This window comes from Actinoplanes sp. TFC3, from assembly GCF_001553785.1.
Lineage (GTDB): Bacteria > Actinomycetota > Actinomycetes > Mycobacteriales > Micromonosporaceae > Actinoplanes.
Map to the genome: position 1 here is coordinate 751,484 of NZ_LOJP01000002.1, position 24,986 is coordinate 776,469.

Genomic DNA, 24,986 nt, shown 5'->3' on the forward strand with positions numbered 1-24,986 from the left:
CTCCACGCCGCGAGGATCGAGGTGAGTGTGGAAATCCTCCTGCTGGTGACGGCCCGCGCCGGTGAACCTTCCGCCGTGTTGCCCGCGCTGGACCTGCTGCCCCACTCGGTGCGCACCGCGCCGCGCGACGTGCGCACGCTGGTGTCGGGTCCGAGCCCGGACGCCGTGCTCGTCGACGCCCGCTCCGAGCTGTCGGAGGCGCGCGCGACCTGCCGCATGCTGCACGCCACGGGCATCGGGGTGCCGCTGTTCGCCGTGGTCACCGAGGCCGGCCTCATCGCGCTCAACGCCGACTGGGGAGTGGACGACGTCATTCTGGCCAGTGCCGGACCGGCCGAGGTCGAGGCCCGGCTGCGCCTGGGTGTGGGCCGGCTGAACAACGCCACCTCGGGAGCCGGCGGCTCGATCCGCGCCGGTGAACTCACCATCGACCCGGACACGTACGCGGCCAAGCTCAAGGGCCGCCCGCTCGACCTCACCTACAAGGAGTTCGAGCTGCTCAAGTTCCTGGCTCAGCACCCCGGCCGGGTGTTCACCCGCGACCAGTTGCTGCGCGAGGTGTGGGGCTACGACTACTTCGGCGGCACCCGCACGGTCGACGTGCACGTGCGACGCCTGCGCGCCAAGCTCGGCTCGGAATACGAGTCGATGATCGGCACCGTGCGCCAGGTCGGCTACAAGTTCGTGGCCCCGCCCAACGGCCGCCAGCTACCGGACAACGAGCCCGTCTCGCTGCCGGTCTGAGCTGGTCGTGACAGCCGTCCGGTCCACCGACCGGCTCACCCCCGCCCAGGTGGCCGACGTGTTCGCGTTGGCCACCGCGGCGGACGAGGCCGACGGTGTCGCCCCGCTGTCCGAGGACGGCGTGCTCGGCCTGCGCGGCATCACGCACCGCCACTTCCTGGCCTGCACCGACGGTGACGAGCTGGCGGGCTACGCCTACCTGAACGGCACCGCCGGCGAACTCGTCGTGCACCCGCAGCACCGGCTGCGCGGCCACGCCACCGCGCTGCTAGCCGCGCTCGGCCCCGGTGAGCTGCAGTTCTGGGCCCACGGCGACGAGCCCGGCGCCCGCGCGTTCGCCGAGCAGGCCGGCTTCACCCGTGCCCGGGTGCTCTGGCAGATGCGCCGCAGCCTGACCGGCCTGCCCGAGGTCCCGCTGCCCGATGGCGTGCGGGTCCGTGCGTTTGAGCCGGGCGCTGATGACAAGGCCTGGCTGGACGTCAACTCCCGGGCCTTCGCGCACCACCCCGAGCAGGGCCGGTGGAGCGAGGACGACCTGCAGCTACGCTTCGCCGAGCCGTGGTTCGACCCGGCCGGTTTCCTGCTCGCTGTCGACCCGGCCGACGACCGGCTGCTCGGCTTCCACTGGACCAAGGTGCATCCCGCCGACGGCACCGAACCCGCGATCGGCGAGATCTACGTGCTCGGCGTCGACCCGGCCGGTCACCGCCGGGGCCTGGGGGCCGCGCTCAGCATCGCCGGCCTGCAGCACCTCGCCGGGCGGGGCCTGGCCGACGCGCTGCTCTACGTCGACGAGTCCAACGCGGCAGCGGTCTCGCTCTATCGCCGGCTCGGCTTCGAGGTCTTCACCACCGACATCCAGTACCAGCGCGCCGCGTCACATATCGGTTCTTGAGGTCCACAGCTCGGGGAACACCGGCCGGTCCATGCTGCGCTGCAGCCACGCGAGCCCGTTCGACCCGCCGGTGCCGGTCTTCGCGCCCATGGTCCGCCGGACCGCCTTGAGGTGCAGGTAACGCCAGTCGCCGAAGCGGTCGGCCAGCTCGGTCAGCGCCTCGCCCAGCAGCCGCAGGTGGTTGTCCGGGCCGGGATCGCGGTAGATGCGCACCCACGCCTCGGCCACCGACGGGTCGGCGTCGTGGTCGGTGGTGACATCGCGGTCGAGCAGGTCGGGCTTGATGTCGTGGCCCTGCCGCTCCAGCAGCGCGATCACCTCGTCCCACAGGCTGCGGGTGTGCAGCGCCGCGGTCAGCTCGTCGTAGGCCTCGCTGCCGCGGAACGGCCGGATCAGCGCCGCGTTCTTGAGCCCGAGCAGGAACTCGATCTGCCGGTACATCGCCGACTGGAAGCCCGAGCCCTCGCCGAGCAGGTCGCGGAAGCGGTTGAAGTCGGCCGGGGTCATCCAGCGCAGCGTCTGCCAGGCCGCGTTCAGGCCCTCCAGGTGCAGCCCGGCGCGGCGCAGCGGGGCGAGCGACTCCCAGATCTGGTCCCCGCGCAGGTGGTCACGCGCCAGGGTCAGCTCGTGGCGCAGCAGACCGAAGTACAGCTCCATGATCTGGCTGACCACCAGGAACGACATCTCCCCCGGGTCACCGCTGAGCGGCTGTTGCAGGGTGTGCAGCGTGCTGGCGTGCACATACGTGTCGTACGGCACCCGCTTCCGGAATTCCAGCGTGGGCCGGCCACCGTTCTGGCTGGCCCGCTCGTCGCGTTCCGTGGCGGTCGTCGGTCGCACCATTGCCGAGTCGTTCATGACTTCATGATTTCGTCGCACACCCGGTCTTCGGAATGCCGGATCAACGGTCTTCGGCGGCGTTCACCTGCACCGTGCGGCTACCTTGGCGGGATCGGTTTGCGATCGGAAGGTACGCCGTTGGATGCCATGGACTGGGCTATTTTGCGCGAGTTGCAGAGCGACGCGCGGCTGTCCTTCAGCGAGCTGTCCCGCCGGGTCCATCTGTCCCCGCCGGCCGTCGACGAGCGGGTCCGCCGCTTCGAGGAAACCGGGGTGGTGACCGGGTACCACGCGCACGTCGACTTGGCCAAGGCCGGGCGCGACGTGGTCGCCCTGGTCCGGATGTCGTGTTACGGGGTGACCTGTGTGCTCCGCGATCCCGAGGTCGCGATGTGGCCCGAGGTGATGGCGATCGACCGGGTCACCGGGGACGCCTGCTGTGTGCTGAAGGTGGCCGCGATCTCGATGGACGCGTTCGAGAAGGTGCTGGACCGGCTGGGGTCGTACGGCACCCCGTCCAGCACCATGATCCTCTCGACGCCGCTGCCCTGGCGCCCGGTCACGCCTTCCTGAATGCCGCGGCAGTCAGCTCGCGAGGTTCCTCATCGGGCTGCAGGAACAGCACCGTGGTCGCCGCGGCGTGGGTGAGGGCGGCGGTGAAGCTGCCGTCGGCGAACTGGGCGGCGGGTCCGCGTGGCGAGCGTCCCACCGCAACGATGCGGGCATGCACGTCCTCGGCGTGCTGAGCGAGGACCCGACCGGCGCTGGCGTGGTCCCCGACGCTGGTCAGGATCTGTCCGGTCACCGCAATCCCGTGCCCGGCAAGGCGATCGAGATGATTCCGTACGGCCACCCGCGCATGTTCCAGGTCCTCCGGCTCGATGGCCAGTTCCTCGACCACCGCGGTCTCCCGGACCCGGACCACCTCGAGCGGGCTGCCCAGGTTGCGAGCCACCACCGCGGCGGCATCCACGATCGCATCGGCATCCGCGGTGTCACCGACGGCCACCACCACCGGACGGTCACCGGCCACCAGCGCCGGGCCGACCTGCTCGAACGGCGAGGTCACCGGCTCGGCGTCGCCGGACTCGGCCGCCTTCACCAGCTTGTGACCGCTGGCCAGCACCGGGATGGCCAGCAGGAACGCCAGCGCGCCGACGTAGAACGGGATGCTCAGGTCGAACGAGTCGGCGAGCTTGCCCGCGGCGAACGGGGCCAGGCCACCACCGATGAAGCGGACGAAGCCGTACGAGGAGGAGGCCACCGAGCGCTCGACCGGTGCGACGAGCATGACGGCCTGGGTGGTCAGCGTGTTGTTGATGCCGATGAACGCGCCGCTGACGATCACCGCGGCGATGACCGTGGACGGCGTAGTGACGCCGGCCGCGATGACGACCATGACGACCGCGAGCGCCGCCATGTTGGCGTACAGGACCGGGGCGGTGCCGAAGCGGGCCTGCAGCCGGGGTGCGACAAGCACGCTGAACAACGCGACGAGCAGACCCCAGCCGGTGAAGACGAGGCCGAGCTGGTGCGCGCCCAGTTCCATCGGGTACGGCGCGTAGCCGAGCATCGTGAAGAAGCCCCAGTTGTAGAGCAACGCCATGATGCCCATGGTCAGCAGACCCCGGTGGCGCAGCGCCTTGAGCGGCGCGGCGATCGAGGTGGGCCTGGCGGGTTTGGGCAGCGCCGGGACGAACACGATCGTGGCCAGCATGGCGATGGCCATCAGCACTGCGACGCCGAAGAACGGGCCACGCCAGCTGATGCTGCCCAGCTCGCCGCCGAGCAGCGGGCCGACGGCGATGCCGAGGCCGAGCGCGGTTTCGTACAGGATGATGGCTCCGGCAAAGCCGCTGGTCGCCGACGCCACGATGACCGCGAGGCTGGTGGCGATGAACAGCGCGTTGCCCAGACCCCAGCCGGCCCGGAAGCCGACGATCTGGCCGACGGTGCCGGAGGTGCCGGCCAGCGCGGCGAAGACCACGATGATGGCCAGGCCGACGATCAAGGTGCGCTTGGGACCGATCCGGCTGGCGACCGCGCCGGCCAGCAGCATGGCCACCGCGGTGACCACGAGGTAGCTGGTGAACAGCAGCGACACCTGGCTCGGCGACGCGTGCAGATCGCTGGCCAGGGCCGGCAGGATCGGGTCGACCAGGCCGATGCCCATGAAGGAGATGACGCAGGCGAACGCCACGGCCCAGACGGCCCGGGGCTGCTTGAACGGATTGGCGGCCGGTTGGTGGCCGTGGGAGTTAGACATGGGTGGTGCTCCTGGGGGTTGTGACGCTGGTGCGGGCCTCGATCAGCCGGGTCAGCGCGGGCAGCGCCCGGCCGATGGCGGCCTGGTCCTCGGGGTGCAGGGTGCTGAGCAAGTGGTTCAGGGCTTCGGCGCGCTGATTGCGGCGTACCCCGACCAGCTCACGGCCGGCCGGGGTCACCTCGACAAGGACGCCGCGGCGATCGCCGGTGCTGGTGGTGCGGCGGACCCAGCCGTCGCGTTCGAGCCGCCCCACGAGCTGGGTCATGCCGGGCTGCGAGACGCCTTCGCCGACGGCCAGCTCGGTGAGCCGCTGCGGGCCCTCCCGCTCCAGCCTGCCGAGCAACATCAGCGCCGACATGCTCAACTCGCCAGCGGTGGCAAGCTGGCGCACCAGGCGGGTCAACTGCTCCAGCACCACTGTCAGCTCGTTTTCCATAACTGTATTATGCATCGTTCTTCGAGAGGGCGCACCGTGGTGACCGCCACGTAAACGACGGGAATCCGGCTTCTTAGACACCAGTGAAGCGTCGAAGCCGCAGGTGCCGTGATGTGGACCACGCCGCCCCGGCTGCCGGGGTCACGAAACGGCCAAGCGGAAGTCTCGCCGCCATCACGACCGCCTGACTTGTGCCGAAAAATAGGGACACTGGGCGCGGGGTTCACGTAACGGACAACCCTTCCTCAGCCAAAGGAAACGTTTGCGGGCCGACGTGTTCACTTGCCGTTCATTTGGCTCCGGGGAGCCGGTCACTTGGCCCTCTTAGCTTTCCGGGTGTGCCGATGAAACGTCGGCCACCGGGACCACGGAGCCCGGAGATTGCAATCCATTCGAAGGGAAAACCGTTGAAGCTCCAGCGGTACTACGTTGCTGGTATTGCCATGACCGCCGTCTTCGCGCTCGGCGCGTGCGGCTCTGACAACACCGACTCGCCCTCGGCTGCCGGCGGATCCGCCGCCGCCGAGAACTGCGCCGCAGGCCAGCTCACGGCGCAGGGCTCGTCCGCGCAGAAGAACGCCATGGACGAGTGGATCAAGACCTACCAGGGTCAGTGCTCGGGTGCCCAGATCGGCTACGAGAGCACCGGCTCCGGCGCGGGCATCCAGGCGTTCATCGCCGGCACCGCCGACTTCGCCGGCTCGGACTCCGCGCTCAAGGAGGACGAGCAGCCGCAGGCCGACGCCAAGTGCCCCGGTGGCCAGGCGCTGAACCTGCCGATGGTGGTCGGCCCGATCGCCGTGGTCTACAACGTCGATGGCGCCGACAACCTGCAGTTCTCGGCCTCGACGCTGGCCAAGATCTTCTCCGGCAAGATCACCAAGTGGGACGACGCGGCGATCAAGGCGGAGAACTCCGGCGCGACCCTGCCGTCGACCGCCATCCAGGCCGTACACCGCTCGGACGAGTCGGGCACCACCGACAACTTCACCAAGTACCTGAGCAAGACCGCCGAGGCCGACTGGACCTTCGGCAACGCCAAGGCGTGGAAGGCCCCGGGCGGCACCGGCGCCAACAAGTCCGACGGTGTGGCCTCGCTGGTCAAGAGCACCAAGGGCACCATCTCCTACGTCGAGCTCTCGTTCGCCGAGAACAGCGACCTGCAGAAGGCGAAGATCAAGAACGGTGCCGGTGAGTTCGCCGAGCTGACCGGGGAGAGCGCCGGCAAGACCATCGAGGGCGCCAAGGTGGCCGGCACCGGCAGTGACCTCAAGCTGGACATCGACTACAACACCACCACCGCGGGTGCGTACCCGATCGTGCTGGCCACGTACGAGATCGTCTGCAGCAAGGGCAGCGCCAAGGCCGCCGCGATCAAGGGTTTCCTGAACTACACCTCCAGCACCGGTGGTCAGCAGGCCCTCTCGGAGCTGGGCTACGCCCCGCTGCCCGAGGCGGTTCGCAGCAAGGTTGCGACCTCCGTCGCGGCCATCTCCTGATTCACCCGCAGTCAGCAACGAACCCCTCTAGATGACAGCGAGCGAGCAGATGGGTGACTTCCCCTCCCGCTCGGCGAGCACCAATGCCGGTGGCCCGGGTGTGACAGCGCGTCACATCCGGTCCGCCGGCAACGGCGTATCGCCGATCCCTCCCGACGACCGCCCACCGCTGGGTGGCGGGAGTGCCCTGCCCCGCAAGTCCCGGTTCTCCCTGGAGACCGGCTTCAAGGGGCTGAGCACGGCGGCCGGTGCGATGGTGCTGGTCATCATCGTTGCCATCGCGATCTTCCTGATCTCCAAGGCCGTGCCCGCCCTCAACGCGAATGACGAAAGCTTCCTGACCGCCAAGGAATGGTTCCCCAACGAGACGCCGCCGCACTTCGGCATCGCTGCGCTGGCCTTCGGAACCCTGCTGACGTCGGTGATCGCGCTGCTCGTCGCGGTGCCCATCGCCCTGGGAATCGCGCTCTTCCTGTCGCACTACGCCCCGAAGCGGCTGGCCACCCCGCTGGGCTTCGTCATCGACCTGCTGGCCGCCGTACCCTCGGTGGTCTTCGGCCTGTGGGGTCGGGACGTCTTCTCCCAGCCGGTGCAGCACTTCTCGGAGTGGCTCAACAAGTACTTCAGCTGGATCCCGCTGTTCGGTGGCGACGGCCCGTTCGGCCGCTCGATCCTGCTGGGCTCGCTGGTGCTGGCGATCATGGTGCTGCCGATCGTCACCTCGCTCTCGCGCGAGGTCTTCCAGCAGACGCCGGGCATGAACGAAGACGCCGCGCTGGCCCTGGGCGCCACCAAGTGGGAGATGATCCGCACGGCTGTGCTGCCGTACGGCAAGCCCGGTGTGATCGCCGCGGTGATGCTCGGCCTGGGCCGCGCGCTCGGTGAGACGATCGCCTTGGCGCTGACCCTGGGTACCACGTTTGTCATCTCGTTCAACCTGATCCAGAGCGGTGGCAACTCGATTGCCGCCAACATCGCGAACACCTTCGGCGAGGCCAACGCCACCGGCCGCGGCGCGCTGATCGCCTCCGGCCTGGTGCTGTTCGCCATCACCCTGGTCGTCAACATGGCTGCGCGGGCGATCATCTACCGCCGCCGCGAGTTCCGGGACAGTGCCGCATGAGCTTGCTGGAAAGAGAGACTTCCGGCGTTGTGATGACGCCGGACAACATCCGGACGCGCAAGCTGCCGGTGGCCATCGACCTCGGCATCGCGGTTGTCGCCCTGGTGCTCGCCGCGGCGATCGTGCTCGGGGCCGGCATCGGCAACTGGGTGCTGGTCATCGTGGTCGGCGCGATCCTGTACCTGGTCGGGCTCTACTTCGCCGCGGGCCGGGTCGAGGGCAAGCGCGCCGCGAAGAACAAGATCGCCCGCGCGATGATCTATTCGGCCTGCATCCTGGCGGTCCTGCCGCTTGCCTCGGTCGTGTGGACGCTGGTCTCCAAGGGTGCCGCCCGGCTGGACGGCGATTTCTTCGGCTCCTCGATGAACAACATCGGTGCCCGCGATGCCAACGGTGGCGCCTACCACGCGATCATCGGCACGCTGGAGCAGGTGGGCATCGCCACGCTGATGGCCGTGCCGCTCGGGGTGCTCGGCGCTATCTACCTGGTCGAGTACGGCCGGGGCCGGTTCGCGCTGACCGTTCGCTTCTTCGTCGACGTCATGACCGGCATCCCGTCGATCGTGGCCGGGCTGTTTGTGCTGGCGTTCTGGGTGCTCATCGTCAGCCCGTGGTTCAACAACGGGACCCCGCGCTTCTCCGGCTTCGCGGCCTCGCTCGCGCTCACCGTGCTGATGCTGCCGACGATCGTGCGCTCGACCGAGGAGATGCTGCGACTCGTGCCCGGGCCGCTGCGCGAGGGTGCGTACGCTTTGGGCGTACCGCAATGGAAGACGATTTTGCGGGTTGTGCTTCCGACCGCGTTGCCGGGCATCGTCACCGGCGTCATGCTCGCCGTGGCCCGTGCAGCCGGCGAGACCGCACCGGTGCTTCTGGTCGCCGGTGGTGCCGCGGCGATCAACATGGACCCGTTCTCCGGCAACCAGTCGTCGCTCTCGCTGTTCGTGTACCAGCAGGCCAGCGACGCCTCGAAGTTCGCGCCGGACCGCGCCTGGACGGCCGCACTGACGCTGGTCGCCCTGGTCCTGATCCTGACCATCGCAGCGAAGCTGCTCGCCCGCCGCAACCGCCTGTCCTGAGTTAGAGGTGTCCCCCATGGCCAAGCGCATCGAGGCGAGCGGAGTCTCGTCCTACTACGGTTCCTTCAAGGCGATCGACGGCATCTCGATGACCGTCGAGCCGAAGACCATCACCGCCCTGATCGGCCCCTCCGGTTGCGGTAAGTCGACGTTCCTGCGCTCCATCAACCGCATGCACGAGGTGCTGCCGAACGCCCGCATCGAGGGCCGGCTCACCATCGACGACCAGAACATCTACGACCCGGACGTGGACGTCACCGCCGTGCGCCGCATGATCGGCATGGTGTTCCAGCGGCCCAACCCGTTCCCGACCATGAGCATCTACGAGAACGTGGTCGCCGGGCTCAAGCTCAACGGCGTCAAGAAGAAGTCGGTGCTCGACGACGCGGCCGAGAAGTCGCTCAAGTCGGCGAACCTCTGGGACGAGGTCAAGGACCGGCTCAACCGTCCGGGCGCGGGTCTGTCCGGCGGTCAGCAGCAGCGGCTGTGCATCGCCCGCACCATCGCGGTCGAGCCGCAGGTCGTGCTGATGGACGAGCCCTGCTCGGCGCTCGACCCGATCTCGACGCTGGCGATCGAGGACCTGATGTTCAAGCTCAAGGACCGCTTCACGATCATCATCGTCACGCACAACATGCAGCAGGCGGCCCGGGTCAGCGACAAGACCGGGTTCTTCTCGATCGACAAGACCGGCGAGCCCGGCCGGCTGATCGAGTACGACGACACCCAGAAGATCTTCTCCAACCCGACCGAGAAGAAGACCGAGGACTACATCACCGGCCGCTTCGGCTGATCCGCCTAGAACGTTGCGACGGCGCCGCCGTCCGCGGTCAGCTCCACCCGGGGCATGATCGGGACGGCGGCGTCGCGCTGTGCGGCCATCACCTCATCAATTTTCCGGTACGACCCCAGCTCCCCCAGCGTCACCCGGGTCGGCGGCAACATCGTCAGGCCGCCGACATCACCGGGATCCACCCAGGCCGTGCCCTCGGCCTCCCCCGACACATCGCGCGCGCTCTGCGCCTCGGGCAGCAGGGCCACGAAGAACCAGGTGTCGAACCGCTTCGGCTCGAACTCCGGCGTGATCCACCGGGCCCACGGCAGCAGCAGATCATCGCGCAACCGCAGCCCCCGCCGCGTCAGCAGTTCGTGCAGGCTCAGCTCCCGGTTGACCAGCGCGACCCGGTCGGCTTCCCACCCGGGCCCGCTGACATCCGCGACCGTGCGGTCCGGTTCGTGCACCGGCCCGGCCAGCAGCACACCGGCCTCCTCGAACAACTCCCGCACCGCCGCGCCGACCACAGCACGGGCCTGCTCGTCGGGCACCCCAAGCCGTTGCGCCCAGTCGAGCCGGATGGTCTCGGGATGGTCACCCGGATCGACCCGGCCGCCGGGGAACGCGTGTACTCCTGCGAAGACCATGGTGCTGGCGCGCTTGAGGACGTACACCTGCAGGTTTTCGGGGTTGAGCAAGACCACGGTGGCTGCCGGGCGTGCTGGTGCGGGCGGTCCGGTGAACTCCCGGGCGCGCTGAACCATCGCGGGCGGCAACGACATTGAAGGGCTCACGGCCCTTATCCTCCCACCGGCGCTGTCCCGGCGCTGCGGGCGCTACGGTGGCGATCATGACTGCTCAGACCGTCCGCTGGGGCATCCTCGGCACCGGTGGCATCGCCGCCACGTTCGCCTCGGACCTGCCGCACGTGCCCGGAGCCACCCTCGCCGCCGTCGGCTCCCGCACCCCCGAGGCAGCCGCCACGTTCGCGGAGAAGCATGGTGCCGCCCGCGCCCACGGCTCCTGGGCCGAGCTGGCCGCCGACCCGGACGTCGACGTGATCTACGTAGCGACCCCGCACGCCTCGCACCACGCGGCCGCCATGGTCTGCCTCGAAGGCGGCAAGTCGGTGCTGGTCGAAAAGCCCCTCACGCTCGACCTGGCGACCTCGGCACAGCTGGTCCAGGAGGCCCGCACCCGCGAGCTGTTCCTGATGGAAGCCATGTGGATGCGCTGCAACCCGGCCATCCGCAAGATCCGCGACCTGGTCAAAGATGGCGCCATCGGCGAGGTGGTCACGCTGCACGCGGACTTCGGCCTGCAAGGCCCGTTCGAACCGGAGCACCGCCTGCGCAACCCGGCCCTGGGCGGCGGTGCCCTGCTCGATGTGGGCGTCTATCCGATCCACTTCGCCGACCTGATGCTGGGCAGCCCGGAGACGGTGCACAGCTGGGCGCACCTGACTCCGGAAAACGTGGACGAGACCACCGGCATCCTGCTCGGCTACGCCTCAGGTGCGGTGGCCGCGCTGACCTGCAGCATCGCGGGCGAGTCCCGCAACGCAGCATCGATCACCGGGACGCTGGGCCGGATCGACCTGCCGCCAGGCTTCTTCGCGCCGCAGTCGTTCACGCTGACCCGGGCCGGCCGGGAGCCGGAGACGTTCTCCCACGCCTTCGAAGGCCGGGGCTATCAGTTCGAGGCGATCGAGGTGCAACGCTGCCTGGCCCACAACTTCCCGGAGAGCCCGCTGGTGCCGCACACGACGACGCTGGAGATCATGGCACTGCTGGACACGATCCGCGCGGAGATCGGCGTGGTCTATCCGGCGTGACATGGCTGAACCGGTCGACATCGGCATCGTTGCCGACCGGCGACAGCTCTAACGGCACTGATCGAAATCGCCGTTCTTGATGCCGGCCACGAAAGCGCACCAAGTGGCATCAGGAAAGATCAAAATGTTGCGATCTTGGTTCTTGCTGTCTCGGACAGCAACAATGCCGGGCAGATTCTCGGCTACTTCGACACAGTCGCCGTTGGCGCCCGAACGGGTGGACGTATGCCACCGGGCGCCTACCAGTCGGTCTTCATGCATGGATACTCATCTCCTCCAGAGCTTCACGGATGAGGCTTCCTGAGTCTGCCGCACTGAGTGCAGCCTCAGCCAGAGCCGACCACACCCCGTCATAAACAGCGAGTTCATGGGGCTTGTCGAGATAGAGGGCACCCGTCAGGGACTCGCTGTAAACGGTCGAGGGCTCATCGCCGCTGCCGTAGTCGCCGCCGAAATCGAGAATTGTGAACGGCCCCGTGACCGAGGCTCGGTGAGGACCGACCGCAAGGGGTAGTACGCGGACACTCACGTGGGGTAACTCGTTGCCCTTCAACAAGTGCCATAGCTGCTGCTGCATCGCACCAGGCGTGTGAGGTGCGGCAAGCAACGCGCTCTGCCAGACGATGACCTCCAGCGTTGGCGGCGGAGGAAAGTGTCTGGTCAACAGTCCCTGGCGTTGCTGCTTGATCCGGATGCGTTGGTCCACCTCGTCCGCAGTGAGTTGCGGCTGGTCGGCAACAATGACGGCTTCCATGTACGCGTGCGCCTGCAGGAGGCCAGGCACCACCGACGGCTCGAACTTCCGGATGCGGGTAGCTGCCGCTTCCAATCCGACATAGAGCTCGAACCAGTCCGGCACGGCGTCCCCATAGGACTGCCACCAGCCCTTGGCCTTGGTTTCCTTCGACAGCCCCGTCAACACCTCGGTGACCTCAGGAGCGGTGGCATAGAACTGACAGAGGGCTCGGACATCGGCGCTGCGCACCGGAACGGCACCCTTCTCGATGCGCCAGATCTTCTGCACGGAACATTCCAGATGGTCGGCGGCGGCCTTCACCGTGGAGCCGCCGGCTTCGCGCTGCGCGCGCAGGAACCGGCCGAGCTGACGACGGGGGACGGTCGAACCGGGATCCCTGTCCATTGATGATGCTCCCTCCACGAGGCAACGATCGGCACGCTGTCATGGAATGCGATGACGTTTTCGATGCAATCCTCGTCGAGAGACTAGACCGGATCCGACTCTCTGAACATAAATTTCGCGACGGAATATTGCCTGAGAAATGGACCCGGGAGAGCATGCCTCAACGAGGCAGGCAGCGGCACTGAACCGGCAACTGTAATGCGCCGCCGTTGCCTTTTCGACGGAGAGGCAAAGACGTGGCGATGGCAATCGGGGCAACCCCAAGCACGAAGGACAACAGCGTGCAGACGATCGTCTTGATGGGTGTGGAGGAGATTCGCAAAAGACTGGGTGAAGCAAGCACACAGCGCATTTACGTCCTAAGCAGGCGCCCGGAATTTCCCCGGCCAGTCGCTACCCTGCAATCCGGTCGAGTATGGCTCGCCGACGATGTGGAGGACTGGCTCCGGCGGGAGTCACCGGATAACCGGCTGGACGAGGTTGCCGGTGATCAAGCGCTCGGGTTGGGCAGATGCATCGCCCAGCGACGGCAACAGATGCAGTTGACGCAAGCAGAGTTGGCTGCGCGTTGCGGCGTTACGTATTGGACCCTCTCACGGGTTGAGCAGGGTAAGACGAACGCCAAGCAGGCTACTCTTCAAAAGATCGCGACCGCACTCAACGCCAGACTCGTGCTCGAACCTACGCGCACAGATCAGTAGAGCGCCGGAAACAACAAGCAAGTAGCCACAACCCCGATCGCAGCCCCCACCACCACCTGGCCCACCGTGTGATCGCGCAGCACCACCCGCGACCAGCAAACCGCCACCGCCAGCGGGAACGCGAGCCACAGCGCCGGCCCGAACACCACTCCCAGCGCCCCCACCGCCCCCGCTGCAACCAGCGCGTGCACCGAGACCTTCCAGCGCAGGATGACGGTCACCGGCCACGCGACCACGAGCGACGCCATCATCGAGGCGATGAGCGCCACCAGTTCGCGGGGGGCGCCGAGGAGGGCGAGCAGCACCGTGCCCGCCAGCGTGGAGACGAGGCAGACCAGGATCGGCAGCTTGCGGTGCTCGCGCACGGTGACGTGCCGATCGGTCCAGCGGCCGCGGCGTACGCCGCGCAGGATGTAGCTGATCGGGATGAAGCTTCCGGCGGCCGCGGCGACCAGGCCGAGCAGCAGCGCTTGCATCGGGTCCTCGACGGCGTGCCAGGCGACGGCAAGCAGCAGGCCCGCCACGAGAACCGCGGGTGACAGGACATCGGTAACGAGCTGGGCGACGCGAAGCCGGGCGGGCGAGCTGGTCTGCGTGGTCATGCGGACCGGCTGTCTGCGAGCACGGCATTGCGCGCTTCAGCGACGACGGGTGAGTGGCTGTAGGCCGTTGCTACGCGCGCCAGCCGGACGGCAGCGGCCTGCGGGTCGAAGGTGGACTGGTCGGCGTCTTTCGGCGGCACCGGCTCAAGGATGGCGACGTCGGCGTTGGCGCGCTGGCGCTCGATCGCGATGCCAATCAGGCAAGCATCGGCCGTGGCCGGGTCCAGTGCCGAGGCCGCGGTATGGTCCTCGGGCCGCAGGTACGCCTGCAGTTGCAGCCGGCCGTCGTGGATCTCGATGACGAGCCGGTACAACGCGCTGGTGATCCGGCCGGCGACGAGCTGCCTGCGATACAACACCACCCCCGGTACGGCCGCAGTGATGTCCTGCCACAGCGGGCGCAGCTGGCGGTACAGCCGGTAGCGGCCGGGCCAGCGGACCAGCTCCAGCACCGCAGCCCCGGCGGAGGGCAGCACCAGGCCGGTGGTGACGAACGCGATGCCCGAGGTAATCAGCAGCCGCGAACCGGTGGCTTCGGCCCACGGCGGGGCCAGGCCGAAGCGGTGGGTGATGATGAACCCGGCCTTGTGCACGACGTAGGCCAGGCCGATGACGCTGCCGATGGCCAGCAACCAGATGCCCCAGCGCAGCAACCGCGCGGTGGCGTGCCGGGCGTAGCGGGTCGACGAGCGGTAGATGTCGGCCATCGCCAGGGCCAGGTAGCTCAGGTACACCAGCATGTACCAGATGATGTTGGGGTCGTCGGCGTACCGGGTGGCGAAGTCGTCGGGGGCCTCGGTGGTGAAGCCGCCCAGCCCGAACGCCACCGCCATGATCACCAGCACCGCGACCAGGGCGGCCCAGCGCAGCCGGGCACGCCGGCGGGCGGTGTGCGGGTCGCCGAGGTTGAGATAGAGCACCTGCACCGCGGCTGCCGCGGTCAGCGCGAGGGCGTGCTCGACCGGTTTGGCGAGGTTGGGGATGCCGGCCAGCCGGTCCAGGCCGACATAAACCGGCTCCCAGCCGACCAGCACGGCGCCGGTGAGGGCGGCGAGCACCCCGCAGATCGCGCGCAGGGCCGGGTTGCCGGGGTCGCGGCGCAGGTCGCGCAGCTTGAACAACAACCCGGTGAGCCCGATGAGGAAGGCGATGGGGTGGCCCAGGTCAGTCACGCCAGCTCCGATCGGCGGCCAGGGCGGCGCTGAAGCGGTCGAGGACGGCGGCGTCGTCAGTGCCGAGCCGGCCCGGGCGGACCGAGCCGTAGCGGGTGGGCTGCTCGCCGACCATGCTGGCCAGCACCTCGGCCTCGCGTTCCTCGCCGGCCTCGTACGCGCTGGTGCGCCCGAGCACCCGGTCGACCATCTCCGGGTCCAGGAACTCGAACTTGCCGGCCGCGCTGTCGAGCTGGGCCGCGCCCTGGTGGCCGAGCAGCAGGTGGGCCAGCTCGTGCAGGACGATGTGCTGGCGCAGGATCCCGGCGGCGGCCTGCTCGTACACGATGTAGTCGGCGGTCGCGGTGGAGATCCACAGTCCGCAGGGCACGACAGCGGTGGTGGTGTCCCACGGGATGAGGTGGATGACCCGGCCACGCGCCTCGGCGACGTTGGTGCAGAACGCCTCGGCGCTGAACGGCGACGGAATGGTGACGTGCAAGGCGCGCAGGCGTTGCTCCAGATGCTTGCGCAGCTTTTTGTCCTTCACGACCGCCTCCCCCGAGATGCCGAATCTCCATGATGGTCGATGCTCGGGTCATCCCGGTACGGAGGTGATGTTTATTGCTCCGGCTTGCGGTTGGCTTGCTCCAGCTCGCGTACGTGGTCGATGATGTCGCCCAGCCGGCGCAGGCTGGCGTCGCTCAGCCCGCGGGCCTTGAGCGCGACGGCTTGCACCTCCGGCGCATCCAGGGCGGCTCGCAGGTCACGCATGCCCGCCAGCCGGTCCAGCTCGTCGTCGACCCGGCTGGCCAGGTCCTCGTCGAAGAAGTACGCCGGTGGCACCCCGAAGAAGCGGGCGAGCCCCTCGAGGTGGCGCATGGTCGGGTTGGTCTTCTTACCGGTGCGCAGCAAATTGAGATAGCTGGCCGAGATTTCCGCACCCTGGGCACAGATCGCCGCCGCCACCTCACGATCGGTGTACGGCCGGTTTCCCCGGCTGGCCGGCAGCGTTGCGGCATAGAGATGACTGAGCTTGTCCGCGAGTGTGCGGTGCTGATGGACCCCGGTCTCGTCGCTCATGAGGCCCTCCGACGTGTTGACTGAGGTAGAACATACGCCAACAGCCGTCTTTACAAGTTGACATCCCGGTCGTGTCTGTTCACCCTTGTGGACAGAAACAACGGTGAAGCGCTTGGTCAGCGGGGAGACCGTGACGGTAACGGGGGACTGGCTCACAGTTCTGTGAGTCGTACCGGAACGCTGCAGGGGGAGACGCCGCTGGCCGGCGCCTCCCCTGCAACATTTGTGGCTAACCGAAGAGCGGCCGCACGCAGAAGTAGACGATGCAGGAGATGGCCGCCGCCGCGGGGAACGTCGTCACCCAGGCGATGATGATGTTGCCGGCCACGTTCCAGCGCACCGCGTTGAGCCGCTTGGTCGCCCCCACGCCCATGATCGCCGAGGTGATCGTGTGGGTGGTCGAGATCGGCGCGTGCAGCACCAGCGCGTTGAAGTAGAGCACCGAGCTGGCCACCATCTCAGCGGCGAAGCCCTCGGCCGGGCCCAGGTCGATGATCTTGCGGCCGAGCGTTCGGATGATCCGCCAGCCACCGGTGTACGTACCGGCCGCCAGCACCGCCGCCGAGGTCCAGAACACCCACCAGGGGATGTCGGTGGCACTGTCCTGGAAGCCGCCGGTGTAGAGGGCGAGCACCACGATGCCCATGGTCTTGGCGGCGTCCTGCATGCCGTGCCCGACCGACATGAACGCGGCCGAGACGGTCTGGGCGATCCGGAAGCCCCGGTTCATCCGGCCCGGGTTACCCCGGCGGAAAATCCAGAGCAGCGCCAGCATCACGCCAAAGCCGAGCAGCAGCCCCACAACCGGCGAGGCCACCATCGGGATGAGCACCTTCTCGGTGATGGTGTCCCACTCGATGGTCGCGTCGGCGGCGAAGAAGGTCGCCCCTACCAGGCCGCCGAACAGCGCGTGGGACGAGCTGGAGGGCAGGCCGAAGTACCAGGTGATGAGGTTCCAGACGATGGCCCCGATCACCCCGGCGAAGACCACGCCCAGGCTGGGCACCCCGGTCGGCAGCTTGACCAGGCCCTCGCCGACGGTCTTGGCAACGCCCGCGCCGAAGTGTGTGCCGATGAAGTTGCCGACCGCGGCCATGGCCAGGGCGATGCGCGGGGTCAGCGCGCGGGTGCTGATGCTGGTGGCGATCGCGTTTGCCGCGTCGTGGAACCCGTTGGTGTAGTCGAACGCCATCGCGGCGATGATCACCGCGAGGACGGCGATGAGCTCGGGGGACAAGGCCTAGGACTCCTTGACCGTGATGGTCTCGACCGTGTTGGCCACGTGCTCGAAGGCGTCGCAGGCGGCCTCCAGTTCGTCGGCCACCTCCTTCATCTTCAGCACGGTGAGCGCGTCGTACTCGCCGGAGAACAGCCGCACGAGCAGCATCCGGTACGCCCGGTCGCCGTCGTTCTCAAGCCGGTTGATCTCGATCCAGTACTCCTCGAGGCCCTTCATCGAGCGCAGCCTGGGCATCGAGTCGGCGGTGATCTTGGCCTGCTGGTCGAGCACGTTCACCAGCTCGTGCATCTCGCGCGGCAGCGACGGCAGCTCGGTGAGCCCGTACAGATAGAGCAGGTTGCCGACCGCCTCGAGGTGGTCCATCACGTCGTCGAGCTGCGAGCCCAGCGAGTAGATGTCCTCGCGGTCGAACGGGGTGATGAAGGTCGAGTTGATCTTCTTGTACAGATCGTGGGTGATCTGGTCGCTGTCGTGCTCGACATCGGTCAGCCGGTCGCTGACCGACTGCACATCGACGCCCGGCAGCGCCAGCTCATTGAGCAGCTCGGTGCCGCGCACGAGGTTCTGGGCTGCCCGGCTGAACAGCTCATAGAAGGCGCCCTCGACGGGGCGGAAGGAGAACTTCACGGCGCGGACCTCGCTGAAGGGTGGGCGGATTCGAGGGAATGCTAGGAAACGGCTCCCCGGTTGCCTCGCCCGCCTACCCCTGCTCAGCAGCAGTTCAGCGCGCGTTCACCTCAAGTTAACCTCGAACCGGGGCGTAGCCTGCCAATTCCGGCGACCTGGGCGCGCTTGGCCGTACCGGATGACGATTGAGGTACTTGGCCAGGGCGGCATGGTCGGCGTCGGCGATCACGTCGACGCCGGCATCGATGAGCTCGTTCCAGAGCGCCCGGCGGGCGGCGCGGGAGGCGTTCGGCAGACCCGAGATGCGAACCGTGCGGCCGTCGTCGTGGGCGTCGCGGACCAGCGCGTGCAGTTGGTGGCGCTCCTCAGCGGGGATCGGCTCGCAACCGTCCCAGCCGAAACGCCGAAACCAGGGCTCGCTGAGCATCGGCACCAACGCGGGCGGGGCGGCCGGATTGCCGATGTCGTCGAACGAACCCTCGGCGAAGGCGTAGCGCTGCGGCTGGGCGGCCAGCAGATCGCGCACGTCCACGATGCCCGCGATCGAGACGGTCACCGCCCCGGGCTCGAGCTGGGCGTCCAGGCTGCGGCTCACCAGCGGCGCGTGGTCGCGCAACTGCTGATCGAGCATCCGGTACGCCCGGAGCAGCGTTTCCGCGTCCCTGGTGGGCCCGGCGAACTCGACCACCAGCCGGAACGGCACGCGCTGATCCCGGCAGAGCCGTCCCCCGCGCGCCCGGGCCCGGGAGAACAGCGGCGCGAGCACCAGCCGGCGCAACGTACGACCGGGCTGCGGATTCCCCGCCCCGAGAAACAATTCACCGTGTGGTCCCGGGCGCACCGGCACGGTCAGCCCGGCCAGCCCCCGGCGCAGCACCTCGGGCAGCGGGTCAGCCGCCTCCACCCTGGCCAGCGCATGCGCACCGGGCAGGTACGGCCGGGGCCGGCGCACCGCCGCGATGCCCAGGGTCGCTATGCCGGTGGCTCCGGCGAGACCGGCCAGACCGCCCAGCAGGGTTGCCATGTCCTCCGCCACCGATGCCCCCTCCCCTACGCCGCGAATCGGGTCAAAACCCCGCGTAGTGTTCACCACTGTGTCACATGTGACACCGCGGACCGGGCAACGTCGCGCAGAATTCCTCCATGCCAACCGTGGTCCCGAACGAGTTCGAAGCCGAACGCCCGCATCTGCTGGCGGTCGCGTACCGGATGCTCGGCAGCCGCGCCGAGGCCGAGGACGCCGTACAGGAGGCCTGGCTACGCTACGACCGCGCCCGGCAACACGGCGACGACCTCCGTGACCTGCGCGGCTGGCTGACCACGATCACCGGCCGGATCTGCCTGGACGTGCTCAAGTCGGCCCGGGTGCGCCGCGAGGCCTATCCCGGCCAGTGGCTGCCCGAGCCGGTGGTGTCGCGCCAGCAGGACCCGGCTGAGCTGGTGACCCAGCGCCAGGAGGTCAGCCTCGCGCTGCTCGTTGTGATGGAGAAGCTGACCCCCGAGCAGCGGGTAGCGGTGGTGCTGCACGACGCCTTCGGGCTGCCGTTCGAGGAGGTCGCGCAGGTGCTGGGCATCGGCGTGGCGGCGGCGCGCCAGCACGCTTCGCGGGGACGTAAGGCGATCGCCGACGGTCAAGCCCGGCACACCGCGGATCTGAGCGAGCAGCGCCGGGTGCTGGCGGCGTTCCTGGCCGCGGCCGCGTCGGGCGATCTGCAGACGCTGGCCGCCGTGCTGGCGCCGGAGGTGGTGGCGATCAGCGACGGCGGCGGCGTGGTCAACGCCGGGCGTAACCCGATCGCCGGGGCGGACAAGGTGGCCCGGTTCATCGCCGGCATCTTCGCCAAGCGCCGGGCAGGTGCGGTGATCGAGCCGGTGCTGGTCAACGGCAGTGCCGGCTTCCTGATGACCGGGCCGGGGCTGCTCTCGGTGCTGACCGCGGCGGTCGAGAACGGCCGCATCACGGCCATCTACAACCAGCTGAACCCGGCGAAACTAAGCGGTCTCGGCCACGATTGAGAGCCATTTGCGGTACGCCGAAGCGAACGGTTCCGTGCCGTCCCCGAGCGAGGTCAGCAGCCGAGCGGCCGCCGCGCGGGCCTCGGTGACCAGATCGCCGGGGTAGCCGAAGCGCACCCGGTGCTCCTCGAACTCGTCCTCGTCGCGCAGCTCGATCAGCCCGGAATCGCGCCGGCGCGAGACATCCAGATCGAGGTCGATGATGTGCACGGTGTCACCTTCCCAGCGCGCCGGGGTGGTGATGTCGCAGTAGACCTCGCTGGTGCGAGGCGTCGGGTTGAACATGCCGGTCCACCAGGCGTGGTGCGGGATGAGCAACACGAAAGGGATCTGCTCGACCGAGGGCTGGCCGTGGTAGACCGACGCCGTCCCGCGCGTCACGCCGACCCAGATGCCCAGGTCATCCTCGTTGAGACGGCGAGCCGGATAGTCACGGTGGGCCGACCCGTCGTACTTGGTATAGACGACCCGGACCATCTCACTCGCCATGACAAGACCCTAGCGGTGCGACGGTTCTGTCGGTGGTAGCGGGTACGGTCTTCGGCGTGACCGCCCCCGCCAAGACCCGCCGTAAGAAGACCTCGGCCAAGGAACTGCTCGCTGCCGCGGTGGGCGCGGTGCCCGGCGGCGCCACCCGCCCGGGTCAGGAGCAGATGGCCACGGCGATCGAAACCGCCGTCAAGGAACGCGAGCACCTGCTCGTGCAGGCCGGCACCGGCACCGGCAAGTCGCTGGCCTACCTGACCCCGGCACTGCTGGTGGACGGTCCGGTCGTGGTGTCCACCGCCACCCTCGCGCTGCAGCACCAGCTTATCGAACGCGACCTGCCCCGGCTGGCCGACGCGGTCGAGCCGGTGCTGGGCCGGCGCCCGACGTTCGCCGTGCTCAAGGGTCGCCACCACTACCTGTGCGTGGCCAAGCTGGAACACGCCGACGAGGAAGCCCCGACCGACACGCTGTTCGACGACGGCCCGGCCCAGAAGACCCAGTGGCTCGGCGAGGCGGGCCGGCTGGGCAAGCAGATCCTGCGCATCCAGGACTGGGCGGAAAAGACCGAGACCGGCGACCGCGACGAGCTCGACCCCGGCGTGGACGAGACGGCGTGGCGTCAGGTTTCCATGCCGTCGCGCGACTGCCCGGGGGTCGCCCGGTGCCCGTACGGCAACGAGTGCTTCGCCGAGGCCTCCCGGGTGCGCGCCCGTGAGGCGGACATCGTGGTGACCAACCACAGCCTGCTGGCCGTCGACATGCTCGCCGAGCGCAACATCGTGCCACCGCACAAGCTGCTGATCGTCGATGAGGCGCACGAGCTGGCCGACCGGGTCTCCTCGGCGGCGCAGGCCGAGCTGACCCCCGACGCGGTCGAGCGGGCGGCTAAGCGGTCGCGCACGCTGCTGCCCCAGGACATCGCCGAGTCCCTGGCCGAGGCCGCCGACTCGCTCACCGTCGGCCTGGCCGACCTGCCCGCCGGCCGGCTCACCACGGGCCTGCCGCCGCTGCTGCACCAGGCCGTGCTGCTGATCGACACGGCCACCCGCCGGGGCCTGGAGACCATTGGGGACATCAAAGCCGACGACCCTGATCCGGTACGCAAACAGCAGGCGAAGGCAACCCTGGACGACATCTCCACGACGGCTCAGCGGTTGCTGGAAGAGTCCGAATTCGACGTGGCCTGGGTCGAGAAGAGCGATCTCGGCAACGGTCGCCGGGCCGTGGTCGTCGCCCCGCTCTCGGTGGCCGGCACGCTGGCCAACAACCTGTACGACGAACGTACAGTGGTGGCTACCTCGGCCACGCTGACCCTCGGCGGCCGCTTCGACACTGTTGCCCGCGCCCTCGGCCTGCCCGCCGCGTCACCCAACCCGGTGCCCGCCGCGCGCGGCATGACCCCCGACGCGCCCGCGGTGGCCGGCGACGGCTGGACCTCGCTCGACGTCGGTTCGCCGTTCGACTATCCCAAGCAGGGCATCCTGTACGTCGCCTCGCACCTGCCGCGCCCGGCCGCCTCGGGGCTGCCCGACCCGGCCGGCGAGGAACTGCTCAAGCTGGTGGACGCGCTGGGTGGACGTACCCTCGGATTGTTCTCTTCCCGGAAGGCCGCCACGCAGGCGGCCGAACTGGTGCGCAGCCGCACCGATCTCCCGGTCCTGCTGCAGGGCGAGGAGACGCTGCCGATCCTGGTCCGCAAGTTCAAGGAACAGAAGGAAAGCTGCCTGTTCGGCGTCATGTCGCTGTGGCAGGGCGTGGACGTGCCCGGCGACTCGTGCCAGCTCGTGGTGATCGACCGGCTGCCGTTCCCGCGCCCGGACGAGCCCCTGGCCGCAGCCCGCGCGGCGGCGGTGGACGCGACGGGCGGCTCGGGCTTCTCCGCGGTCAGCGTGCCGATCGCGGCCATCCGGCTGGCTCAGGGCGTGGGCCGGCTGATCCGCTCGACCGGCGACAAGGGTGTGGTGGCGGTGCTGGACTCCCGGCTGGAAACGGCCCGGGGCTACGGGGCCTTCTTGCGCCGTTCGCTGCCACCGTTCTGGTACACCACCCGCCAGGAGGTCGCGATCGGCGCGCTGCAACGTCTCGCCAAAAGCTAGGAGCTGCCGCCCGCGGTAACCACAACGGCGCTGGGGGGCACCTCGGGACGGCGGCGGGCCAGGCGGCGCACGCCGGTGTTCAGAACGGCAATCAGCGGTACGGCGACCAGCGCGCCGATGATCCCGGCCAGCACCACCCCCGAGGCGATCCCGACGATCACCACCAGCGGATGGATGGCCACCGCCCGGCCCATGATCAACGGCTGCAAGAGATGCCCCTCGACCTGCTGGACGAGGATCACGGCACCCAGCACGATCAGCGCCACGATCCAGCCCTGGTCCACCAGCGCCACCAGCACCGCCACCGCCCCCGACACACTGGCCCCGATGATCGGCACGAAGGCGCCCAGGAACACCAGCGCGGCCAGCGGGAACGGGAACGGCACGTCGGTCAGCACCAGCGCCAACCCGATGCCGGTGGCGTCAATGAAGGCCACGAGCACGGTGGCGCGCACGTAGGCGCCGAGCGTGGCCCACGATGCGTCGCCGGCGTCCGAGAGGCTCCAGCGGGCGTTGACCGGGAACAGCCGGACGACGAAGCGCCAGATCTTGCGCCCGTCCCGGAGGAAGAAAAACGTTGCGAACAGCACCAGCAAGGCGCCGGTGGCTAGTTCGAACAGGGTAGCCGCGGTCTGCACGCCCGTCTCGGTGAGCGAGGACGTGTTCGAGTTGAGCCAGTTCTGGACTGTGTCGATGGCCTGGTTGACCTGGGCGTCGGACAGGTGCAGGGGACCCGTACGACCCCAGTCCTGGATCTGCCGGATGCCCAGCGTGGTCTTGCTGGTGAGCTCCGGCAGCCCCTCGACGAACTGGTCGATCACCAGCGTCAGCGTGCCCGCAACCGCCGCGATGCCGCCGATGAGCACCAGGAAGGTAGCCAGCGACGGCGGCAACCTCAGCTTGAGCAGCCAGCCCACCGCCGGAGCGAGCAGGGCGGACAGCAGCAGGGCGATCGCGAGCGGGATGACAACCACGCTGATGATGCCGATGAAGTGCAGCAACACCCAGCCCACGACGCCCACGACGATCAGCCGCCACGACCAGGCAGCGGCTATGCGCAGGGAGTGCGGTACCTCGACATCATCGCGGCTCGCGGTCGAATGATGCTCAAAAGCCGGCTCGGCAGCGGGCAGCTCGAACTCGACCTCGGGCTCCGGGGGCGGACGATCCTCGCTGCGCACAATCCGCACCGAGTCCCGGCCGGACTCGTAGGCCTTGCGCAGGTTCTCCCGGACCCGTTGCAGGCGGCTCAAGCCCCGACCCCCTCGGTATGTGCTGGGTTCTTGCTGCGCCGGGCTGGTCGCTCGGCCGGTTCAGGCCCACCGTAGTGCAGGGCCGCACACGGGCGTGGCAGGCGCGGGCGTACCGTTGCGGCAGTGAGCACCGACACCCAGACCGAAGCCGGGCTGCCGATCCGCATGCTGCACGACCGGGTCCTCGTCCGGCTCGACGGCGGCGAAGGCGAACGCCGCTCCAGCGCCGGCATCGTCATCCCGGCGACCGCGTCCATGGGCCGCCGCCTGTCGTGGGCCCGGGCGGTCGGCGTGGGACCGAACGTACGCTCCATCGTCGTCGGCGACCGGGTCCTGTTCGACCCGGAGGAACGTTCAGAGGTGGAGCTGCACGGCAAGGAGTACGTCCTGCTCCGCGAGCGCGACGTCCATGCCGTAGCGGCAAGCCGGGTTGAATCGGACGGCACCGGCCTCTACCTGTAGGTCGCTCACAGCGCGACGAGGCGCAAACCCTGCCGGAGCACCTCGGCCGCAGCCGCCCGAACCGCGGCCACGTTGATCCGACCGCTGCCGGTGACCATGGCTGCCACGCCATGGCTTGGTCGTCATGATCCGCTGCCTGTGTACGCGCGGTGGGCTCAGGGGTTGGACTGGTTCCAGGGGCTGCTTTGGCCGGGGCTGCTGGGGCGGACCTGGGCGGGGTCAGGGTCCAGTTGCTGCTCCTGCTGGGGGTTCGCGGGGGCGCCGGTGGTTCGAGCGTCCGGGTCCGCGGGTGAGCCGTGCGTTGGCTGTCCGTAAGAGGGCTGCCCGTAGGAGGGCTGCCCGTAAGACGGCTGAGCTGAGGCGGGTGGGGCGCTCCAAACTGGCTGGTCAAAGGGAGATTGCCCGTAGCCGGCCCGCGAACCGGGCGAGGGCTGCTGCCCGTAAGCCTGTTGCCCATTCGAAGGCTGACCATAGCCGGGCTGACCGTAAGCCGGCTGCCCATAAGCCGTTCCACCAGCCGGCTGCCCATAAGTGGGCTGTCCGTAAGACCCGTAGGCCCCATAAGCCGTACCCCCGTAAGACGGCGCTCCCGCAAAAGCCCCGGCGAAAGGCCCCGCGAAAGCCCCCCATGCAC

27 protein-coding genes are annotated in these 24,986 nt (G+C 68.8%); 12 read left to right on the top strand and 15 right to left on the bottom strand.

All coding sequences use genetic code 11. From position 1 onward, the window contains the following. The first annotated feature begins 27 nt into the window (after positions 1-27). Both TFC3_RS30615 and mshD read left to right on the top strand, forming a co-directional pair. A complete protein-coding gene (locus tag TFC3_RS30615; protein ID WP_067508954.1) occupies positions 28-744 on the top strand; it encodes a response regulator transcription factor in 717 nt (238 codons plus the stop codon). A 7-nt stretch (positions 745-751) separates the two neighbouring features. Next, positions 752-1,639, top strand: coding sequence for a mycothiol synthase (mshD, locus tag TFC3_RS30620; protein ID WP_082772615.1), 888 nt, complete (start codon positions 752-754; stop codon positions 1,637-1,639). Here the strand turns inward: mshD and TFC3_RS30625 are convergent. Continuing rightward, positions 1,622-2,497 carry a tryptophan 2,3-dioxygenase gene (locus tag TFC3_RS30625; RefSeq protein ID WP_067508958.1) on the bottom strand — a complete coding sequence of 292 codons (876 nt, stop codon included), beginning with the start codon at positions 2,495-2,497 and terminating at the stop codon, positions 1,622-1,624. The two genes, mshD and TFC3_RS30625, sit on opposite strands and share 18 nt — an antisense overlap. A gap of 120 nt (positions 2,498-2,617) precedes the next feature. Here TFC3_RS30625 and TFC3_RS30630 point away from each other — a divergent pair, with 120 nt between their 5' ends. Then, positions 2,618-3,052, top strand: a complete 435-nt coding sequence (locus TFC3_RS30630) for an Lrp/AsnC family transcriptional regulator (RefSeq protein WP_067508960.1) — start codon at positions 2,618-2,620, stop codon at positions 3,050-3,052. On the opposite strand, the gene TFC3_RS30635 is transcribed toward TFC3_RS30630, so the two are convergent. Both TFC3_RS30635 and TFC3_RS30640 read right to left on the bottom strand, forming a co-directional pair. Continuing rightward, positions 3,039-4,745: an MFS transporter gene (locus TFC3_RS30635; RefSeq protein WP_067508962.1), complete on the bottom strand. Its 1,707-nt coding sequence runs from the start codon at positions 4,743-4,745 to the stop codon at positions 3,039-3,041. The genes TFC3_RS30630 and TFC3_RS30635 overlap by 14 nt on opposite strands. Next, a complete protein-coding gene (locus TFC3_RS30640; RefSeq protein ID WP_082772616.1) occupies positions 4,738-5,181 on the bottom strand; it encodes a MarR family winged helix-turn-helix transcriptional regulator in 444 nt (147 codons plus the stop codon). Before TFC3_RS30640 ends, TFC3_RS30635 begins: the two co-directional genes overlap by 8 nt. A gap of 407 nt (positions 5,182-5,588) precedes the next feature. Here TFC3_RS30640 and pstS point away from each other — a divergent pair, with 407 nt between their 5' ends. Genes pstS through pstB form a run of 4 tightly spaced genes read left to right on the top strand, consistent with a single transcriptional unit; the run spans position 5,589 to position 9,675 of the window. After that, positions 5,589-6,680: a phosphate ABC transporter substrate-binding protein PstS gene (gene pstS, locus TFC3_RS30645; protein WP_067508966.1), complete on the top strand. Its 1,092-nt coding sequence runs from the start codon at positions 5,589-5,591 to the stop codon at positions 6,678-6,680. A 49-nt stretch (positions 6,681-6,729) separates the two neighbouring features. Continuing rightward, positions 6,730-7,803 (top strand): phosphate ABC transporter permease subunit PstC, encoded by a 1,074-nt coding sequence (pstC, locus tag TFC3_RS30650; RefSeq protein WP_067508968.1) that lies wholly within the window; start codon positions 6,730-6,732, stop codon positions 7,801-7,803. A 32-nt stretch (positions 7,804-7,835) separates the two neighbouring features. Continuing rightward, a complete protein-coding gene (gene pstA, locus TFC3_RS30655; RefSeq protein WP_153040608.1) occupies positions 7,836-8,882 on the top strand; it encodes a phosphate ABC transporter permease PstA in 1,047 nt (348 codons plus the stop codon). Between the two features lie 16 nt (positions 8,883-8,898). Next, positions 8,899-9,675, top strand: coding sequence for a phosphate ABC transporter ATP-binding protein PstB (gene pstB / locus TFC3_RS30660; protein WP_067508971.1), 777 nt, complete (start codon positions 8,899-8,901; stop codon positions 9,673-9,675). Between the two features lie 5 nt (positions 9,676-9,680). On the opposite strand, the gene TFC3_RS30665 is transcribed toward pstB, so the two are convergent. Beyond that, complete coding sequence (locus tag TFC3_RS30665) at positions 9,681-10,439, bottom strand: NUDIX hydrolase (protein ID WP_067508973.1); 759 nt, start codon at positions 10,437-10,439, stop codon at positions 9,681-9,683. A gap of 68 nt (positions 10,440-10,507) precedes the next feature. Here TFC3_RS30665 and TFC3_RS30670 point away from each other — a divergent pair, with 68 nt between their 5' ends. Next, positions 10,508-11,491: a Gfo/Idh/MocA family protein gene (locus TFC3_RS30670; protein ID WP_067508975.1), complete on the top strand. Its 984-nt coding sequence runs from the start codon at positions 10,508-10,510 to the stop codon at positions 11,489-11,491. 48 nt (positions 11,492-11,539) lie between these two features. Here the strand turns inward: TFC3_RS30670 and TFC3_RS30675 are convergent, their stop codons facing one another. Both TFC3_RS30675 and TFC3_RS30680 read right to left on the bottom strand, forming a co-directional pair. Continuing rightward, positions 11,540-11,752, bottom strand: a complete 213-nt coding sequence (locus TFC3_RS30675) for a DUF397 domain-containing protein (protein WP_067508977.1) — start codon at positions 11,750-11,752, stop codon at positions 11,540-11,542. Further along, on the bottom strand, positions 11,745-12,632 hold the full coding sequence (locus TFC3_RS30680) for a helix-turn-helix transcriptional regulator (protein ID WP_067508979.1): 888 nt from the start codon (positions 12,630-12,632) through the stop codon (positions 11,745-11,747). Before TFC3_RS30680 ends, TFC3_RS30675 begins: the two co-directional genes overlap by 8 nt. Before the next feature lie 281 nt (positions 12,633-12,913). Here TFC3_RS30680 and TFC3_RS40580 point away from each other — a divergent pair, with 281 nt between their 5' ends. Beyond that, positions 12,914-13,333, top strand: a complete 420-nt coding sequence (locus tag TFC3_RS40580; RefSeq protein WP_173745415.1) for a helix-turn-helix transcriptional regulator — start codon at positions 12,914-12,916, stop codon at positions 13,331-13,333. Here TFC3_RS40580 and TFC3_RS30690 read toward each other — a convergent pair. The 7 genes from TFC3_RS30690 to TFC3_RS30720 form a co-directional block, all read right to left on the bottom strand. Continuing rightward, complete coding sequence (locus TFC3_RS30690) at positions 13,327-13,935, bottom strand: phosphoesterase PA-phosphatase (RefSeq protein ID WP_067508983.1); 609 nt, start codon at positions 13,933-13,935, stop codon at positions 13,327-13,329. The two genes, TFC3_RS40580 and TFC3_RS30690, sit on opposite strands and share 7 nt — an antisense overlap. Next, on the bottom strand, positions 13,932-15,107 hold the full coding sequence (locus TFC3_RS30695) for an MAB_1171c family putative transporter (protein ID WP_067508985.1): 1,176 nt from the start codon (positions 15,105-15,107) through the stop codon (positions 13,932-13,934). Before TFC3_RS30695 ends, TFC3_RS30690 begins: the two co-directional genes overlap by 4 nt. Then, positions 15,100-15,636, bottom strand: coding sequence for a hypothetical protein (locus TFC3_RS30700; protein WP_067508987.1), 537 nt, complete (start codon positions 15,634-15,636; stop codon positions 15,100-15,102). Before TFC3_RS30700 ends, TFC3_RS30695 begins: the two co-directional genes overlap by 8 nt. A 71-nt stretch (positions 15,637-15,707) precedes the next feature. Beyond that, positions 15,708-16,169, bottom strand: a complete 462-nt coding sequence (locus TFC3_RS30705) for a helix-turn-helix transcriptional regulator (protein WP_067508988.1) — start codon at positions 16,167-16,169, stop codon at positions 15,708-15,710. Between the two features lie 229 nt (positions 16,170-16,398). After that, on the bottom strand, positions 16,399-17,406 hold the full coding sequence (locus tag TFC3_RS30710; protein WP_067508990.1) for an inorganic phosphate transporter: 1,008 nt from the start codon (positions 17,404-17,406) through the stop codon (positions 16,399-16,401). A 3-nt stretch (positions 17,407-17,409) separates the two neighbouring features. Further along, positions 17,410-18,036, bottom strand: coding sequence for a DUF47 domain-containing protein (locus tag TFC3_RS30715; protein ID WP_067508992.1), 627 nt, complete (start codon positions 18,034-18,036; stop codon positions 17,410-17,412). 115 nt (positions 18,037-18,151) lie between these two features. Beyond that, entirely contained in the window at positions 18,152-19,072 is a 921-nt protein-coding gene (locus TFC3_RS30720) for a hypothetical protein (RefSeq protein ID WP_067508994.1), read from the bottom strand. Positions 19,073-19,179: 107 nt separating this feature from the next. Between TFC3_RS30720 and sigJ the strand changes: the two genes are divergently transcribed. After that, positions 19,180-20,052 carry an RNA polymerase sigma factor SigJ gene (gene sigJ, locus TFC3_RS30725; protein WP_067508996.1) on the top strand — a complete coding sequence of 291 codons (873 nt, stop codon included), beginning with the start codon at positions 19,180-19,182 and terminating at the stop codon, positions 20,050-20,052. Here sigJ and TFC3_RS30730 read toward each other — a convergent pair. Continuing rightward, on the bottom strand, positions 20,029-20,541 hold the full coding sequence (locus TFC3_RS30730) for a DUF402 domain-containing protein (RefSeq protein WP_067508998.1): 513 nt from the start codon (positions 20,539-20,541) through the stop codon (positions 20,029-20,031). The two genes, sigJ and TFC3_RS30730, sit on opposite strands and share 24 nt — an antisense overlap. 164 nt (positions 20,542-20,705) lie before the next feature. Between TFC3_RS30730 and TFC3_RS30735 the strand changes: the two genes are divergently transcribed. Continuing rightward, complete coding sequence (locus TFC3_RS30735; protein ID WP_236718612.1) at positions 20,706-22,637, top strand: ATP-dependent DNA helicase; 1,932 nt, start codon at positions 20,706-20,708, stop codon at positions 22,635-22,637. Here the strand turns inward: TFC3_RS30735 and TFC3_RS30740 are convergent. After that, positions 22,634-23,890, bottom strand: coding sequence for an AI-2E family transporter (locus TFC3_RS30740; RefSeq protein ID WP_067509002.1), 1,257 nt, complete (start codon positions 23,888-23,890; stop codon positions 22,634-22,636). The two genes, TFC3_RS30735 and TFC3_RS30740, sit on opposite strands and share 4 nt — an antisense overlap. A gap of 165 nt (positions 23,891-24,055) precedes the next feature. Here TFC3_RS30740 and TFC3_RS30745 point away from each other — a divergent pair, with 165 nt between their 5' ends. Continuing rightward, positions 24,056-24,352 (top strand): co-chaperone GroES, encoded by a 297-nt coding sequence (locus TFC3_RS30745; RefSeq protein ID WP_153040609.1) that lies wholly within the window; start codon positions 24,056-24,058, stop codon positions 24,350-24,352. The last annotated feature ends 634 nt before the right edge of the window (positions 24,353-24,986 follow it).

Bases quoted from the DNA above. Each gene is read 5' to 3' on its own strand.
- TFC3_RS30625 (WP_067508958.1), bottom strand. From the start codon at position 2,497: ATGAACGACTCGGCAATGGTGCGACCGACGACCGCCACGGAACGCGAC.
- TFC3_RS30635 (WP_067508962.1), bottom strand. From the start codon at position 4,745: ATGTCTAACTCCCACGGCCACCAACCGGCCGCCAATCCGTTCAAGCAG.
- TFC3_RS30640 (WP_082772616.1), bottom strand. From the start codon at position 5,181: ATGGAAAACGAGCTGACAGTGGTGCTGGAGCAGTTGACCCGCCTGGTG.
- pstC (WP_067508968.1), top strand. From the start codon at position 6,730: ATGGGTGACTTCCCCTCCCGCTCGGCGAGCACCAATGCCGGTGGCCCG.
- pstA (WP_153040608.1), top strand. From the start codon at position 7,836: ATGACGCCGGACAACATCCGGACGCGCAAGCTGCCGGTGGCCATCGAC.
- pstB (WP_067508971.1), top strand. From the start codon at position 8,899: ATGGCCAAGCGCATCGAGGCGAGCGGAGTCTCGTCCTACTACGGTTCC.
- TFC3_RS30665 (WP_067508973.1), bottom strand. From the start codon at position 10,439: ATGTCGTTGCCGCCCGCGATGGTTCAGCGCGCCCGGGAGTTCACCGGA.
- TFC3_RS30670 (WP_067508975.1), top strand. From the start codon at position 10,508: ATGACTGCTCAGACCGTCCGCTGGGGCATCCTCGGCACCGGTGGCATC.
- TFC3_RS30675 (WP_067508977.1), bottom strand. From the start codon at position 11,752: ATGCATGAAGACCGACTGGTAGGCGCCCGGTGGCATACGTCCACCCGT.
- TFC3_RS30680 (WP_067508979.1), bottom strand. From the start codon at position 12,632: ATGGACAGGGATCCCGGTTCGACCGTCCCCCGTCGTCAGCTCGGCCGG.
- TFC3_RS30690 (WP_067508983.1), bottom strand. From the start codon at position 13,935: ATGACCACGCAGACCAGCTCGCCCGCCCGGCTTCGCGTCGCCCAGCTC.
- TFC3_RS30705 (WP_067508988.1), bottom strand. From the start codon at position 16,169: ATGAGCGACGAGACCGGGGTCCATCAGCACCGCACACTCGCGGACAAG.
- sigJ (WP_067508996.1), top strand. From the start codon at position 19,180: ATGCCAACCGTGGTCCCGAACGAGTTCGAAGCCGAACGCCCGCATCTG.
- TFC3_RS30730 (WP_067508998.1), bottom strand. From the start codon at position 20,541: ATGGCGAGTGAGATGGTCCGGGTCGTCTATACCAAGTACGACGGGTCG.
- TFC3_RS30735 (WP_236718612.1), top strand. From the start codon at position 20,706: ATGGCCACGGCGATCGAAACCGCCGTCAAGGAACGCGAGCACCTGCTC.
- TFC3_RS30745 (WP_153040609.1), top strand. From the start codon at position 24,056: ATGCTGCACGACCGGGTCCTCGTCCGGCTCGACGGCGGCGAAGGCGAA.